The organism is Bacillus sp. AFS098217 (assembly GCF_002551815.1).
In the GTDB taxonomy this organism is placed as follows: Bacteria; Bacillota; Bacilli; order Bacillales; family Bacillaceae_G; genus Bacillus_A.
In genome coordinates this window covers 11,705-28,499 of sequence record NZ_NVPR01000070.1, presented here as the reverse complement: position 1 = coordinate 28,499, position 16,795 = coordinate 11,705, and the positions used below count along the sequence as shown (strand labels likewise).

General features: G+C 34.5%; 10 protein-coding genes and 2 pseudogenes. 3 read left to right on the top strand and 9 right to left on the bottom strand.

From position 1 onward, the window contains the following. The first annotated feature begins 485 nt into the window (after positions 1-485). The gene (locus COO03_RS28045) at positions 486-635 is read left to right on the top strand and encodes an ABC transporter ATP-binding protein (protein WP_306620589.1); all 150 of its coding nucleotides are present in this window, start codon (positions 486-488) and stop codon (positions 633-635) included. Between the two features lie 126 nt (positions 636-761). On the opposite strand, the gene COO03_RS18615 is transcribed toward COO03_RS28045, so the two are convergent. Next, complete coding sequence (locus COO03_RS18615; protein ID WP_373605259.1) at positions 762-1,997, bottom strand: MFS transporter; 1,236 nt, start codon at positions 1,995-1,997, stop codon at positions 762-764. A gap of 103 nt (positions 1,998-2,100) precedes the next feature. Between COO03_RS18615 and COO03_RS18610 the strand changes: the two genes are divergently transcribed. Continuing rightward, positions 2,101-2,961, top strand: a complete 861-nt coding sequence (locus tag COO03_RS18610; protein WP_097898579.1) for a LysR family transcriptional regulator — start codon at positions 2,101-2,103, stop codon at positions 2,959-2,961. Positions 2,962-3,068: 107 nt separating this feature from the next. On the opposite strand, the gene COO03_RS18605 is transcribed toward COO03_RS18610, so the two are convergent. The 8 genes and pseudogenes from COO03_RS18605 to COO03_RS18575 form a co-directional block, all read right to left on the bottom strand. Continuing rightward, positions 3,069-4,937: a thioredoxin domain-containing protein gene (locus tag COO03_RS18605; RefSeq protein WP_170958130.1), complete on the bottom strand. Its 1,869-nt coding sequence runs from the start codon at positions 4,935-4,937 to the stop codon at positions 3,069-3,071. Between the two features lie 40 nt (positions 4,938-4,977). Then, positions 4,978-5,136, bottom strand: a pseudogene (locus COO03_RS27155) (DUF255 domain-containing protein); the annotation flags it as partial. A gap of 443 nt (positions 5,137-5,579) precedes the next feature. After that, on the bottom strand, positions 5,580-5,867 hold the full coding sequence (locus tag COO03_RS18600; RefSeq protein ID WP_097898578.1) for an ArsR/SmtB family transcription factor: 288 nt from the start codon (positions 5,865-5,867) through the stop codon (positions 5,580-5,582). Between the two features lie 467 nt (positions 5,868-6,334). Continuing rightward, positions 6,335-7,159, bottom strand: a complete 825-nt coding sequence (locus tag COO03_RS18595) for a carbonic anhydrase (RefSeq protein WP_097898577.1) — start codon at positions 7,157-7,159, stop codon at positions 6,335-6,337. Positions 7,160-8,420: 1,261 nt separating this feature from the next. Beyond that, on the bottom strand, positions 8,421-11,546 hold the full coding sequence (locus tag COO03_RS18590; protein WP_097898576.1) for a collagenase: 3,126 nt from the start codon (positions 11,544-11,546) through the stop codon (positions 8,421-8,423). 232 nt (positions 11,547-11,778) lie between these two features. Next, a pseudogene (locus tag COO03_RS18585) lies at positions 11,779-11,940 on the bottom strand (IS4 family transposase); the annotation flags it as partial. Between the two features lie 449 nt (positions 11,941-12,389). Further along, positions 12,390-13,787: a M60 family metallopeptidase gene (locus COO03_RS18580; protein WP_097898582.1), complete on the bottom strand. Its 1,398-nt coding sequence runs from the start codon at positions 13,785-13,787 to the stop codon at positions 12,390-12,392. A 1,062-nt stretch (positions 13,788-14,849) separates the two neighbouring features. Continuing rightward, positions 14,850-15,611, bottom strand: coding sequence for an HAD-IIB family hydrolase (locus COO03_RS18575; RefSeq protein WP_097898575.1), 762 nt, complete (start codon positions 15,609-15,611; stop codon positions 14,850-14,852). Positions 15,612-15,695: 84 nt separating this feature from the next. Here COO03_RS18575 and COO03_RS18570 point away from each other — a divergent pair, with 84 nt between their 5' ends. Continuing rightward, positions 15,696-16,358 (top strand): Crp/Fnr family transcriptional regulator, encoded by a 663-nt coding sequence (locus tag COO03_RS18570; protein WP_097898574.1) that lies wholly within the window; start codon positions 15,696-15,698, stop codon positions 16,356-16,358. Positions 16,359-16,795: the final 437 nt, after the last annotated feature.

Genomic DNA, 16,795 nt, shown 5'->3' with positions numbered 1-16,795 from the left:
CGGTCAGGGCTTTTTTCTGCCACATGCGAAGTAAAACCAGAAAGAGCAAACGAGTGTAGGTTACTTTTTATTCTACATAGCAGGGATTTAGATGTCGCAAAATTAAAATGGATTTATATATCCGAGGAATAAACTACATATTCATATTTCATCCTCAATCCTACTACTTTCATGTACCTTTTGATTCTCTCTCTACCTTTCCAAAAAGTTCATATAGAAAGATATTCAAGGAAAGCTTTCTATATTCAAATTTTTGATTACTTTCTATTGTATTTCTTTCTCATAAAAATTCCACCTAACAATCCGATTCGCCTAACTATAATTTTGTATTTCTATGTAACATTCATTCCAAACAACATATACGATATAAAAAAGGAGGCACTCTATTGGAAAACATCGATAGGGGAAAACGACTAGCTCTTGAAATGTTCAGTTATCAAACAAATAAAAATAATATAGTTTTTATCTAATATTATGGAAAATAAATTATGATTTTAAAAGGGAACGAAGCGAGTAATTTTTTTAATAAAATAAATCCTGCAGACAATGAAAAAGAATGTCAACTCATTATAGCCAAAATAACAGGGAATTTCAAAAAAAGAAATAAGCGGAAAAGAAATAATAACAAGCATTAAGTTCATTTATCCCGCTATTCACGGGCAGTCCTCTTACTGTTGAAAGTTTCACTTTATATGTCGTATTACCAGTTCTTTTAAAATTCATTTCAAAATTGATTATACAGCATATCACACAAAAAAATGTCATTCACATGACATTTTTTTCAAATTTTTCAACAAACTTATCGCTGAAGCAACCAGTAATATCGCTATCCCTATCCAAGCCCACATATACCCTCTTATATCCACTATAGATCCGAAAATAGGCGGAGCTAAAAGAATCGCAATTTGATTTAGCGTAAGTGCAAAGCTAACAGTCATTCCAACTGATTCCTCGCTTGATGTTTCAGCAACCTCAACCATAAAAAGACTGAACCATCCAATAGCAAAGAAACCTAACAAACCACTGACCAAAAATAAACTCCATACCGAAAGATTATGTACATTCAATATTAAAATGAATATGAAAACAAATGCAGCAAGTACAGAAATCAATAATGGCTTGCGTCGATTACCTTTATAGAAGGAATCGCTGACTGCAGCTAATACAATTCGCCCCAGCATACCAAAAAATAAAGTGACTGAAAATACTTTTCCCGCCAAAATGGGAGATATTGATTTCTCCGTAATCAAAAAGTTTATAAAATGCCCAATCAATACCATTTGTAATGAAATCATACAAATTCCTGTAAACAAAACTGGATATAACGCCTTGTTACTCATCACTTCTTTTAACTTTTGCCAAAAAGAGATTTCTTTGTTAGTTAATGCAGGCTCATTATGAGCGAATGGTTCCCTATAAAACAACAAAAATAATACTCCTCCTGTAATACATATACTTGAAAGAATATATATCGTAAATGACAAACCGAACTTTAACGCGAGTATTGGAATGATAGCCCCCGCGACTGCACCGCCTATCGGAATGCCAGCTTGCCTAATTCCCATAGCTAATCCCCGATTTTCTTTCGGAAACCATTTTAAAACCACCTTACTTCCGCCTGGCTGTGCCATACTATAAAACACTCCCACTATCATAAGAACAAATAATAATCCCATAAATCCTTCCACTAGATGAATAAACAAAATAGACCCACCAAGGAATATAGAACTAACTCCAATGAGTAACTTCTCACTATATTGATCAAGCAACCTCCCTACAAAAAGCATACAAAAGAGCGGTCCAATATTAACAGCAGTTAACAACAACCCCATTTGCATATCACTAAGGTGATATATTTCCTTCCAAAAAAATGCTAAAGGTCCTACCCCATATGTTATAAGCGTTGCACTTGCCTGCGTTACTGTTGCTAACATGAGCACAATCCATTTATACAAACTACCATGCTTTATGACCTCATCTTTACTTAGCAATATCATCCCTCCAATATCCCTTTCATTGTATGAAAGTTCAGATATCATATAAAATGAGTATTAATGATAAAAATCATCAAAATAATTGATACCTTTAGGAGGTTTTTCAATGGATATAAAAGATCTCACTATTTTTCATGAAGTCGCTAAGGAAGGTAATATATCTCACGCTGCTCAAAACTTAAATTATGTACAATCAAATGTGACAATGCGTATTAAACAACTAGAAAATGAACTGGGGACACCATTATTTTACCGAAATGGAAAAGGCGTTTCTTTAACTTCAAATGGAGAAATTTTACTAACTTATACTAAACAAATCATTCATTTAATGGAACAATCTATTAAAGCTGTCCAAAACAACGGAGTACAGCCAAAAGGAACATTAAAAATTGGATCTACAGAATCTACAACGGCTGTCCGTCTTCCTTCCATATTAACATCATATTATGAAATGTACCCTGACGTGGAATTCATTTTAGAAACCCATTCAACAGAAAAATTAATTCAGCTTGTTTTAGAACGAAAGCTTGAAGGTGCATTCATCGCTGGAACTATTCATCATTCTGATCTCGATTCTCTTTTGTTCCAAGAAGAAGAATTAGTTCTTGTTAGTAAACGTCCTTTATTTTCTTTTAGAAATTTAGGGGAAATGAATATATTAGCTTTTAGCAAAGGTTGTTACTACCGAAACCTATTAGAAAAATGGCTTTATGAAGAAGGAATTTATCCAAAACGAGTATTAGAATTTGGAACGATAGAAGCTATACTGGCTTGTGTAAAATCAGGCATGGGCATCGCTATCATGATAAAATCTCTTATACAAGATCACGAACATTCTTTAGCCTTAACTCCTTTACCTAAAAGTTTTTCAAGGGTACCCACTACTTTTATCGTTCGAAAAGATACTTTTTATTCAGGTGCTTTACGTAAGTTTATTGATAGGATTACAAATGCATCAGGTATATGAAAAGAGTAACTTTTAAGTATAAGTTACTCTTTCTTTTTTAAGATTAATTACCATGCAATAAAAGAACCTCACTACTTATAAAATGAGTGAGGTTCTTTCGTATCACATTATATTCTTCTTAATATCTCATTCATATCTATCAGCGGCTGCTCACAAGCATAGTTTTCACAAATATAAACTGTCATTTTATTATCAATCATTTTATGATGAACTGCAAAATCAGCAATCCCAGCAAATTCATCTGATGATGCAGCAACTAGTACTGAATTATTCGGTGAGAAAGTTCCCTGCACTCTCTTTATAAGATTGCGTCTCTCTTCATTATCTTCTCCAACAATAACAAATTCCTTTTTCGGGGATTCCGCCAATAATACGCTTTGTAAAAATAAAGAATGTCCACTTCCATAGGAAGACAATGCTTTCGAGAACGTTGTATACATAATCTCTACCTGCTGTCTTAACGTCTCATCACCTACTAAGGAAGCTAAGCGAAGAAGCTGAACTGCTGCTACACTATTTCCTGAAGGCATGGCCCCGTCATATACTTCTTTATCACGAATAAGCAACTCTTCCGCATCACTTCCAGTAAAGAAAAAGCCTCCATTCTCTTGATCCCAAAATAATGCATTCATTTCTGTAACAATTTCTTTTGCCTTCTTCACGTATTCCAAATCAAATGTTGCTTCATACATCTCCATATATGCCCAAAGTAAATAAGCATAATCATCAATATACCCTTTAAACTTCACTTCTCCATCACGATAACGAGCCATGACACGATTGTTTACAATAAGTTTCTCTTCAATAAATACGAGTGCATGCTTGGCAAGTTGCACATACTCTTCATTCACAAATACACGACCCGCTTTTCCTAACGCGCTAATCATTAATGCATTCCATGACGTTAGTACTTTATCATCTAAATGCGGATATATACGAAGTGATCGTTTCGCTAATAAAATTTCACGAGCGACTTCTAGTTTTTCTTTTATTTCCTTAATAGATAAATCAAACTGATCGGCCATTTTATCCCACTCTGTATGAATTAGATTTGGAATATTTGCCCCTTCAAAGTTACCTTTTTCCGTCACATCATACACTGCGCAATACAATATGCCAAGCTCATCACCAAGCACTTCCATCACTTCATCTTTTGACCAAACGTAGTACTTCCCTTCTACTCCTTCACTATCTGCATCAAGCGCGGAATAAAAACTACCGTTTTCATCAGTCATTTCTCGCTTAATAAAAGTGATGATTTCATCTGCAATTTGTTTATACCGTTCATCATGAAGAACTTGATAACCCTCTGTATAAGCGTGAAGAAGAAGCGCATTATCATATAGCATTTTCTCAAAATGCGGAACAAGCCATGCTTCATCTGTTGCGTAGCGGGCAAACCCGAATCCAACATGATCATATATCCCGCCGTTTGCCATACTATCAAGCGTTTTCTTTACAAAGTATAACGCCTGTTCATTGTCTGTTAACAGTTGATAACGTAATAAATACATTAACATATGGGGCGATGGAAACTTCGGTGCTCCACCAAACCCGCCATATATCGTATCAAAGCTACTGGCAAGCTGCTGGAACGTACTATGTAATACATCTTTATGTAATGCCTCGCTACTTGCTTTTACTTTATTTTGTAGCCCTTCGATTATTTGCTGTGAAACAGCTGTGATACGCTCTTGATCACTTTCGTAAATATGAGCTAGTTGCGGTAAGATATCCATCATACCCGGACGATTGTAATAACTATGCTTAGGGAAATACGTCCCTGCATAAAACGGCTTTTGATCTGGTGTTAAAAACACATTCAGCGGCCAGCCGCCTTGTCCTGTCATCATTTGGCAGACGCTCATATGAATCGAGTCAACATCTGGACGTTCTTCACGATCTACTTTAATTGGGATGAAATATAAATTTAAGAGTGATGCTACTTCTTCGTCTTCAAAAGATTCACGCTCCATGACGTGGCACCAATGACATGTGGTTTGTTACACCAAACTAGGAGTAGCCAATAGAAACAAATACAGGTTTGTTCTCTTTCTTTGCTTTCTCAAAAGCTTCCTCTCCCCAAGGGTACCAATCTACAGGATTATACGCATGCTGGAGCAAATATGGAGACTTTTCATGTATGAGTCTATTGGCTTTCTTATCCATAGTCATAGTGTAATCACCTCCTCTAATGATTACTTTTTCATACTTCATTTTCTTACTCTAATTCAATAAGGCTTAGAGAAAATTTACAGTGATTTCACTTTCATCATGACCTGAAATTTTTCTTAAGTCAATATAACTAATTATATAAATCCATTTTCATTTTTCGACATCTAAATCCCTGCTATGCAGGATAAAGTGAAACTTTAATCAGTAGGGGTTTTCTTCATCCCCCACCTAACTTCTTTGTTTTAACCGAATTTTGAGGTGGGAGTATTACTGCCCGCAAATAGCGGGATAAAAAGTAACCTACACTCGNNCGCTTCTATGCATGGCCAGGGCCTCTATCCCACCTAAAAAGAGGGGTTTTATGTCGGTTTTTTAATTGATGTATATATAGTAATTAGCGTAGAAGCTTATGAAATTGATAATCATAGAATGGCTGTAGCATATTAATGAATAGAACAAAGTTTTTTGCCTAGTAATATTTCTACAATGGTATTTATTTTTTCATTTGAAGTACTATAATAAACTTCCAATCCTTTTCGGTTACTGGTAACTATCTTTTGGGATTTCATTTTTGCTAGATGCTGAGACACAGTAGACTGCGGAAGACCCATAATATCCACTATTTGATTCACATTGCATGTCCCTCTTGTAATAAGCTCTTCCATCATTTGAATTCTAACTGGATGAGATAATATTTTTAAAACTTCTGCGTTTTTTTCATAAATAGTCATTTGAATCTCTTCTCCTTCATGGTGTTTTTTATTTATTCTGATACTACGATAATTGAACTTTTAATACCTTATTCTTGCAGAACGTATGCTGTCATTTGCGTACGAAAGCTTCTATAAACATACGAGTCATTACACAATCAAATCTCCGAATCATCTTATAGAAATAAGATCATAACCACGTGAAACGTCGTTTTGCTAGACCTTCTGTTTTTTCACGTATATTAAAACAGTCCATATCCTATATAAACAAAGGGGATATTTATCTTTTCAAGGTATAACGAATTACAAAAATCAGTAAAAATGTATAAACTTTGACTGCAAGATTTGTACGTTACGAAACTTGGCAACAGAACCCTACAATATATGCTCGCCCTTCTCAAAAAGTATAATAAGAAAAACCGGGCAAACACCGCCCGATCCTTTTTATATTCGTATTCTATATCCAGGGCTCTTAAGTCCCAAACACCCTAGGATTCCGAAAATCCTCGTTCATGAATTGGCTGTACAGGTCGGTTATTTGTTGGAAATAATGTACGAAACGCTTCAATTTGTTCTTTTGACATTTCGATTTCTTGCCTCATTACAGTCCATTGAACACTTTCTGTACAAGGAGGTGTTGTCAAAGAACCCATGTAACGAATTGACGATTGTTCTGAAGGAACAAGCTGTTTCATATCAATTGCATGTTGTAAATCATCCTTTGTATTTTTCACTTTTGGAAGGCTCTCCCACATCGCTGCAAGAGCTTCATTTTTTTGTCCTTCTTTTATCATAATACCAACTACCGCTAATTGTTTTTGGTCATTTTGATGAACCAGATGTAGTTCCATATCCGCATGTTTTCCATCAAATTGATGTTCACTTGGTGTATGGAAATGGAATTGTTTTAATGTGTAGCGTTCTTCTCCTAGTGTGAGATAATCAGCAGAACCATTTGATTTTCCTTCAATACTATGACCATTGTTTTCGATAGAAAATGCTGTTTGTTGGTAATACATTTCAATGGGCTTAGAAGTCTTATCTGTTGATTTTGTTTGATCCATTTTGATATCTATCGGCGATTGTTCTTGTCCCTTTAGGCACATTTTGTATTCTGGTTTCAATTCTCCCCAGTGTTCCGGCCCAGTGTCTCCCTCATACGACCACTGTGTATTTCTTTCCATAGACTGGTCTTGTTTTGATTTTTCTTTGTTTGTTTTTTCTTGTTCTTGTTTCGCTGTATTACAACCACTCAATACTGCACACATTGTCAGCGCAAGGGATCCCATATAGAGAGCTTTTATAATTTTCATGCAGATTGTTCCTCCTAAAATGATAGAATATTATTCTACGATTATGTCATACGTACATATAGGATTACCGGTTCTGATGCAAATATAGGGAACCAATTAGGCAAAGTGTTTTTTTAGAACAATTATTATATATTCCAAAAATCAAAGGGCTAATTTTCTTATTTCGGTCCGGCTTTCATGAAATTGATTACATCCACACTCTTTTTTAGCCATCCCAAAATTTATTGTACTGCATTGAACTTTGGAGAATATGTTGGTGACAAACACTAACGTCAAGCACTGTTCATTCTCTTTTATAAATAGTTGAAATGGTTCAGTGTGATAAATTCAAACGTTATCTAGAATCGAAAAACTATTTATTAAGATTTTATAAAATAACATAATAAAGATACTCAATCATACACCTTACTTCTTCTTCAGAAGAAAAATTTGAAGTCCTTTCTCCACATCCATCGATTATTTTATCTATTCTTATTAAACAATTTAGACTAAAAAGCTGTGATTAGTTTAGACATGTCGAAAAAACTAGATGAACTTATACAATAAAGATGCACTTCATACAAATGTTGCAAGATTAATTTTATCAAATTCTTAATATCACGTTTTTAAATTCTGGCCTCCTCTTTTCTGCTTAATTTAGAACAATAAAACTAAGAAAGAGCATAGAACAAAAAAGAATATGATAAACCTACAGGCTAAACTCAACATTCCGTGAAAATCCAAAATTAAAAGTTATTTTTAATCACTCTTTCTTTGTAATGATTATTGTAACATCAACAATAAAATGAAACAACAAAATTCGACATTTTTTTCTATAACTTTTAAACCCTGCATTTGTAAATAAAGTGAAACTTTAATCAGTGGGGTTTTCTTCGTCCCCACCGATTATTAGTTAAACCAACCGGGCCTTTACGAGCAGTTTATCTCCCACCTTATTTCTTTGCTTTCACCGAATTTTCAGGTGGGAGTATTACTCCGCAAATAGCGGGATGAAACTGAAGAAACTGTTGGAGAGGGTTCTGATGCAAAAACTCTAAGACTAGTGCCATAAATCTCTAAACTTTAGACATACTGATATGAACACTCTAGAAAAGGGCATAATCTGTATGGTCCGGTATTAGATAAGTTCATATCAAAAACGCCATTCTTTCCTATGATTCTACAGAAAGAATGGCGTTTTTTTATTTTAGGGGAATTTTGTTTTGTTAGCTTGATAGCGATGGGGTCTGTACCCTAAGAGGAAATATCTCCATTTCTATCTTTATTTTACTTTAACAGAATATGTCCCATTTTCTCCAGGTGTATACACATATAAATAATACTTCCCTGGTTTTGCAGTAAACTTTCCTTTCAGTATATTTTCATTAGAGTTTTCGCCTGCAACGTATCTTTTCATATCTGATTCATGAAAAAGCACCCATGTCATGTTGATTTTACTTTCGTTTATGACAGAAATGTCTATTTCTTTTGGCGATGACACATTAAACGTATAAGTATCTTTATAATCTTCATCCTTAAATGAACCTTTGAGAAGCGTATTAAACGGAATTACATTTGCTTGTTCTGGATTATTATTTGGTTCTTTTTCAGTTGCTCCTATTCGATCTACATTAACTGTCATTTGTTCTTTACTTTCTTTTCCTTGATCATCTTTCATTGTTAAAGTTGCTGTATACGTTCCTTCTTTTTCATATGCATGAGTAGGATTCGCTTCTGTGCTTGCGTTACCATCTCCAAAGTCCCAAAGGTAAGAAACGATTTTTCGATCTTCAGCTTTTGAACTATCGCTCTTAAACTGAATTGCGCTATTTTCTTCCCCGTAATATGTTTCTCTTGCTCGATCTACATTAACTGTCATTCGCTCTTTACTTTCTTTTCCTTTATCATCTTTCATTGTTAAGGTTGCCGTATACGTTCCTTCTTTTTCATATACATGAGTAGGATTTTCTTCTGTGCTTGTTTCCCCATCTCCAAAGTCCCAAAGATAAGAAATGATTTTTCGATTTTCAGCTTTTGAACTATCGCTCTTAAACTCAATTGCGTTATTTGCTTCCCCGTAATATGAATCTTTTCTCTTTACAATCATTCCTTCATTTGCGCCTTCATCCGTTGCAATGCCGTGGAAAACAATATCATATTGGAACTGATTTTCATTATTTACATGATAATTTACAAAGTACGCTGTTACTGTTTGATAACCGCTCCATCCTTTTTGCGACAGCTTCTCTAATGCTTCGTTCACTTGTTTACTCATCGTTTTCCAGTCTTCAGATTCACCTTTCGTTGCATTGCCTGTATACGTACCTTCAACTGTAAATGTATTAAAGAATTGAGACTTATGCTTTGTAATCTTTGCATCTTTTACATTCGCAACATCCACAATTTCCTGCTTCACTTCAGCTAGTGCCTTCTGTGTATGACTTACTAAATAATCATCTGATGCTTGCGGCACATTAAATTTTTCTTGATTATCAATTAATTGCTGCATATATGTTTGATATTCTTTATTCAATTGTGCATCTTTACTTAACGCCTCTCGGTATGCATCATAACCTTGCACATCATTTGCACGAATTAAATCTTGTATTCTATCGAATGTATCAAATTTGTGATTATACATATAAGACTGCAATGCAAAGGAATAGTTATAAAAATCCCATCTTCCGTATTTTGCATATAATGTTTGTTCTGCTGTAAAGCGATTTGCTGGTTCGGTTGATAAACCTCTTATAACACTCTTACGCGGTACTACATTATTTGTACGTGTCGATCCTGCAAAGAATTCTGCATTTCCTTCTGCATACCATGTCAAGCGTTCATTTTGCTGTATATCTCCTTGCCCAAATAATCCAGGCACTTCATATCTTCCTTGCAAATAGTGTGTAAATTCATGGCGAAACAATTCTTCTAAACTATAAATACTTTGCTGCGGCGTTCGTTCATATGTAAAGAACGTTCCGTCTTGTTCAATATAAATACCACCATTATCTGTACTATATCCGTACAACTGCTGGTTAAATTTATATTCATCTGGCGTATTATAAATCACGATTGTTAATACATCATCCGCATTCCCTTGTTCTAATGCTTTATCATTTCCGATTACACGGTGATATTGTGCTTTTACTTCTTTCGCAGCCCAGTACAATCTTTGGATTTTTTCCTCTGTCACTTTATCTCCCGTTTTAAAGACAATTGCTCCGTCATCAAATGTATATGTTTTTGGTAAAAATTTCTTCTTGCCCTCTTCTCGAAGTTGATCTAAATTTACTGCTTTTCCGTTGGCATCTACTCCGCCGTAATTTGTAGCAATCTGTTCTGCCGCACCAAAATATTGCTCTCCTAAATATGGATACATTTGCATCGCTTGGGTAACAACGTCTAACCCTTTCTTCGGATTACTGTGAAATTTCCCTAAACGCCCTGCATAGTATATACCATTATTAATGAGCCAACCATTTTCATCCGTCACATTACGTATAAGCGCCATTTTATTGACTTCATTTATAAAACTATCAATCTTCCCATACCACATTGTCTCATTTGGCTCTTTACCCGAAAGGTGCCAATCAATCTGTATATCGGCATCAACGGCTTGCATTAAAGCGTATACAGCGTTTCCTTTCGCACGGTCACTTCCATATGTAGAAAGATTATTATTATACTGTTTTAAAATTTTTGCTGCATACTGCACCGTTTCAACGTCACTAGAAGCATTCCTCATTAAATCCCCGTATGCATTTACAACCAAATCTTGCTCAGCTGTACCAAGTTTAAAGTTTGGATTCTTTGCAATTGCTTTTAATGCAGGTAAACACTTATCTTTGAAGCTTCTCTCATTTAAATAACTTAATTCATTATTATTATATCCGACATAAAAAGCAGAACGGAGCACTTCAGTAAATGTATCAATTCCTTTTGTATCATTTTTTGTAAACGTACTTCCTCGTTTCTCTAATCCATCCATAATTACCTGCATACGCTCTTTATTTTTATAAAAAGCTTTTGTTTCTTCGTTAAACTGAAATAAACCCTTAATTTGTCCGCTGCGAATATTCGCTAGTGTATCAATTAACTCCTCATCGCTCATTTTATTCAGTTCATCCAAAGTATAGCTTTCCTGCGACTGCTTCGCGTTCACACTTTTCTTAGCGGGGACTGGCTTCTGCGAAAAATCTCCTACTTTTAAACGTTCTTCAAATGATAATGTTTCATCAGCTTTTGAGGAATGAGCAACTGCATCTTTTGGCGTTTCTATCCCTGCTGGCTTCATTTGCAGTACATTATAAGGTACTTTTTCTTCCGCTGATACTTCAGCTTGCAATGCCCCTAACGACAATGCCATTGTACTAATTCCAAGCATAATTTGATTCATTTTCTTTTTCATAATTTCCCTCCATACTAATATATAACTGAAACAAAATACCATATTATTTAGATAAATTAATTTAGATTAAATATGTAAGATTTCATATTACTTTTTAATAGTTTTTAAATACTTCGTGAATTATTTAAAAGGGGTACCCCCTAGTATATAAGTCTTTTAAGTCGAAGTATCCTAAATTACGTATACATAATAGACTACATAATTGCGTCAATGAAGTATGAGCTATGTTTTAACTTAACCAAATACATAGGGCCACTAGATCTTGTGCGCGGTATGTATTTTTTTGTTTAACAAACCCTACATTTTTAGCTAATTGCTCTAAAGCATCAGGTGACATATATCGTTGCAACTCTTTAGAAAACAATTCTAGTTCATCAATAATAGATAAGTTCATATCAAAAACGCCATCCTTTCCTATGATGCTATAGAAAGGGTAGCGTATTTTTTTCATTTTAGGGGAAGTTTGTTTTGTTAGCTTGATAGCAATAGAGGCTACCCTACTGAGTACAGTTTAACCCGAAGTAGCCCCTTTTCTACATAATCATTATTGAATAACAGAATAAAATTATCATAATACCTTTTTCTAAAAAAGATATATAGGTATCACTGATTCACAGATCTTCTAATCTGCACAATCCTACCAATCGGCACACGCGTATCATATATAACTGTCAATGATTTAGAAAAATCCTGGCTAAATTCCCATCTATACCCTATTTCCCTATGTACTTACGTAATCTCCCTTGTTTATAAGGGATTATATGATGTGCTCTATTAGCTATGCCAAATTGTATTTGGATTGTCATCGATTGCATTACTAGCTAGATCACACACTTGCTTTCATTATTTTCTTGGACCATATGCGGCAGTTGGTTTAACAGGCTTCGCATCCGTTGCTTCCCATATAGGGGCAGTTAATGTTGGATAGTTCAAAGCTTCTACTTTTTTTCTTGTTTCTTGTGATGCTTTTAGTCCCCATTGATCAAAAAATGGAAGTACATTTTGTTTCGCTACTTTCGATGTATTGTAAATAAATGCTTGTATTTCATCTTCATCAGTTTCTGGAAGTTTATCCTTTGGCAACTCTCGATATAGTTTGTGAAGATTCGGATAGAAATCTTCACCATATGCTAAATGAAGTTGCCAAAACATAACAAGTTTCACAAACAAGTCATCAATATTTTTATACTCTTTATCTGTTTGTTTTAAGTATTTAAAGGCTCTATCGTAGTCTCCCTCTTTTTCTAAACGTGTTGGTTGACCTGGGAATAATTGTTTTTGTGCAGCTAAGGAATATATATTAACAGTAACTTCAGTCATTCCATTCGAAGCCCATGTCCAAGGGGATTGTTGCCTTGTATGCCCTGCTTCATGCATTTGTCCCCATCCAAATTCATTTACATTTAAAGCACTTACAATTGCGCCATTATCAGTAGTAAATACGACTCCATCCTGACCTGCATACATGTACATGCCCGGTGGATTGTTAGGATTTTCCACAAAAGCCCAAAGGCGGCGAGTTGGACGATGTAACGGATTAGAACTTGTTTCAGATAGTCCCGATATTTTATCTTGCGCTAGAATCATTTCATCATATTTTTTTAATAAAGGAACAGGATCTTGATCCACAATATATTTCTTGGCACTATCACGAGTAACAGTAAGTACTGCTTTTTTTGACTTTAATTGAACGGCATGCGCATCTGGATACTTGTCCATCATGGCAATCCAGTCTGCTTTCGTATGCTTCCCTAATTCAAAAAATGGAACAGGGCCCCCGCCTTGTGTTACTTTCACCCTAACAGTTCCTTTCCCTTCACAGTTATCAAACCCCAATAAACCACCGTTTGGAGAGGAGATGGTGTTAGAACCCGGAGAAAGACGAAATGCTTTTCCCCCTTCTTTATCATATTCATTTGTCCCAATAGTTGCTCCAAGCATTTCTAATCCTGATAGTCCCGATACTTCAATTGTGACTTGTTCATTCGGTTTTACATAGATTCCTGTTGGCACATAGTTTCGTTGCCCACTTCTTCTTTCTCTTGCTGCTTCCCCTATATAATGTCCTGTACTTGGAAGTTCAAACGTCCTCACTTCATATTGCGCCTGGGTTTGCTTAGTTTCAGCATGAATGTTCAAACTATTTACAGTCATAGATGTAAATAATGTCGTTGTCATAACAGCAGATGCCATAAATACTTTCATTGGCTTTTGTAATCTATCATTCTTTCCTCTGTTCATATAAATCATTCCTTTCATTCAAATCCATTCTAACGGTCATACCAAACGCCGATTTTCTCACCAGCCTCCTTATATTCCTTTATTACGTTAATACGATAATGATTCCTCTTACTATGACTACTTCTTAAATTTACTTATCCTCCTCTCTTATTTCATACACGTAAAAATTATACCTATATATAATTTTGAAGGGGAGTATCTGACCGCGTATAGAAACGGTCATGGCTTTTCCCACCACATCAAAAGGAGAAAGCAAGTGCAGATCATGTTGCATTCTGCATAGTAGGTATGTCGAAGAATCAAAATGGATATATATGGCTGTTACTTCCATTAAAACATTATAGATTCTGAGTGTAAACCTTTAATTTAGTATATAGTAATTCTAAATTAAACACTGTGCATATATTATTAAATCTTAAAAATTACATCGAAAAATATTGTAATATAATTTTATTCCATTAAATAAACTCATTATAATCTGATAAGCTCACTGAAAATAAACTGTTTTTATATAAATACAAATTGAAAAAAATGATCTAAAAACCCCTTTCTTTTAGGGGGCGAGAGCAGCTGGCCATACATAGAAGTGGTAAGTGCCTTTCCCTGCTACAGGAATGGTTTAAAACAAAAGGAGAAAGCAAGTGCATGTCATGTTTTGTTCTGCATAGCAGCAACTTATATGTTGAAAAGTTAAAATGGATTTATATAAATTAAACACTTCAAATGATTAACTTGAAAATGTTTGTAAAATAATAACATAGTATTCTACATAGCATTACCTAATACTCAAATATGTAAAATTGCATATTCAGTATATATGTCTCGCCACATACTATAGCTTTTGAATAAAGTTTGATTAAAAGTATGCTGCAAACGTTGATTTTGTAATAGAAGAAACCCACTCACTTTGAAAAAAGATTGATCAAAATGGGTGGGGTGGGTTTGGTTTTGAGTTGGATTTAGTTTTTATAAATAAGATTGATTAAAATAATGAATTTTTCGATAGTCAATTAAGTTTATCTAACTGTATCTACAAGAGTTTAAACCTTATTGAAAGCCTTATTAATATTTAACAAGCTTAGATGTATCTCCTTCACCCACACGATACTTTCCCATTAATGCTCGAATTTTTCCTGCTACATCTGCTCGTTCAATGTTTTCTTTCGCATAACGTTTCACGTTATTATTCCCGACACATACGCTATGTACCGCATGTTCAAACAAGCATTTGTCGTTACTATCGTTCCCAAAAGCAATAAACTGTTGAATGTTCAACATATGTAGTCCTCTGACTTTATTAATACCTAGAGGGCTAATGTCGATGGCATGCTCAGTTTTATAGTGTGTAACTGTAACTGGAAATGCTTCAAGCACTTCTAACACTTCCTCATTTGGTTCGAATAAAACTAATTTGCAGACTGGCAGTAATTGTTCCAACGGTCTGTTCGTTGAATTGGTTTTATCAATATTTCGATAAATAGGATGTGCAATATCACCTGTAAAGGCGTAATCCCACTGACCATCTGCTAAATATTTTAATTGATGTTGATGAATAACTGCAATGAGTTTGTCTAAAAGTTGTTGTTCAAAATGTGTCACTTGAATTTGCCCATGGTCATAAGTAAATGTACCGTTTCCTCCAACCAATAGACCTTCATGAAAGCTTTTTGGTATGACAGGTACTAAATCACGAATCGGCCTAGCTGAGGCAAAAATCACTTGATGCCCTTCTAACTTTAATTCTTGAAGTGCCTCAATAATTTCTGTATCAATACTCTTGCCATCAAAACAAAGTGTCCCATCTAAATCGAATACAAAGTTCATTTGAATCCCTACCCCTTTATTAATTAACTATAACTATATTAAAATAAATGAGACCAATAAAGGACAGATGTCTCGGAGGAAAAAATGAGTCAAAATCTATTTCAATCTATTTATCACTATACTTTTACAAAAGATCTAATATCGCTCCTTTCTGTAAGCACTTTTCAACCTAATGAATTTATTTTAAAAGCAGGGGACAAGATAGATAGCATCTATTTTTTACTTTCAGGAAGGTATATGGTTTCTAACTTAGAAGTGACTGGAAAAGAGTTACTATTACGCTATTGTCAACCACCAGCGATTATGGGCGATATCGAAACCTTTGCAGATTGCTTAGTTGAATCAAACTGTATTGCAGTAGAGACATGCGAAGTATTATTTGTCCCTTTAGAAGTGTACGAAGCACATTTAAAATTTGATAGTAAATTTAATCAACTATTATTGAAAGAGCTAGCCTATAAGCTACGAACTTGCACCATTTCATCAAGAGTAAATGCACTCTCACCAGTCAGTGTACGTTTAGCTGCTTATATATGCACGGTTGAATCTCCATCACATTTCAATCAATATATAAAAACAAATTCTTTAGATGATGTTGCCTCATTGATTGGTACTACAAAAAGACATCTAAATCGAATACTAAAGGACTGGACAGAGAAAGGGATTATCAAACGAGAAGAGAATGAAATTCAAATTTTAAATTGGGACAAGATTAAAGAAATCTCAGAAAATGTACGCTTTGAATAGTTTCAAACCGTGAAAAATTTTATAAACATTCTAGCGCTTACATTCAAACCAATCAGTTGCAAATTTAAACATAAAAAATATCCCTTTGGATGATCAAATCTAAAGGGATAACATCGTGACTTTTTTACAAATATCGCGACTTTATTTTAAACGTCGCATCTTTTTTATAAGCATCGTAACTTTATTTCAAATTAACACATACCCATCAAGCTAATATGTTGAAGTGCTCCCATACCCATCAACCTAAGATTTTGAAGTATCCCCAAAACGAAAATTTCATCTTTTCATAGTTGACCATAGAAATTTAGTTCATTTTTTTCGTTTTGGGGAAGACTGTATTTCTTAGCTTGATAGCAATGGGACGGGCACCTATATAGAATTAAATAGGGTGAATTGAGATAATTGCAAATATTTATCAGATACATTATAATTGCGAT

What these genes read in the sequence shown, in the direction of transcription:
- COO03_RS18615 (WP_373605259.1), bottom strand. Translation starts at nt 1,997, where the DNA reads ATGATATTGCTAAGTAAAGATGAGGTCATAAAGCATGGTAGTTTGTAT.
- COO03_RS18610 (WP_097898579.1), top strand. Translation starts at nt 2,101, where the DNA reads ATGGATATAAAAGATCTCACTATTTTTCATGAAGTCGCTAAGGAAGGT.
- COO03_RS18605 (WP_170958130.1), bottom strand. Translation starts at nt 4,937, where the DNA reads ATGGAGCGTGAATCTTTTGAAGACGAAGAAGTAGCATCACTCTTAAAT.
- COO03_RS18600 (WP_097898578.1), bottom strand. Translation starts at nt 5,867, where the DNA reads ATGACTATTTATGAAAAAAACGCAGAAGTTTTAAAAATATTATCTCAT.
- COO03_RS18595 (WP_097898577.1), bottom strand. Translation starts at nt 7,159, where the DNA reads ATGAAAATTATAAAAGCTCTCTATATGGGATCCCTTGCGCTGACAATG.
- COO03_RS18590 (WP_097898576.1), bottom strand. Translation starts at nt 11,546, where the DNA reads ATGAAAAAGAAAATGAATCAAATTATGCTTGGAATTAGTACAATGGCA.
- COO03_RS18580 (WP_097898582.1), bottom strand. Translation starts at nt 13,787, where the DNA reads ATGAACAGAGGAAAGAATGATAGATTACAAAAGCCAATGAAAGTATTT.
- COO03_RS18575 (WP_097898575.1), bottom strand. Translation starts at nt 15,611, where the DNA reads ATGAACTTTGTATTCGATTTAGATGGGACACTTTGTTTTGATGGCAAG.
- COO03_RS18570 (WP_097898574.1), top strand. Translation starts at nt 15,696, where the DNA reads ATGAGTCAAAATCTATTTCAATCTATTTATCACTATACTTTTACAAAA.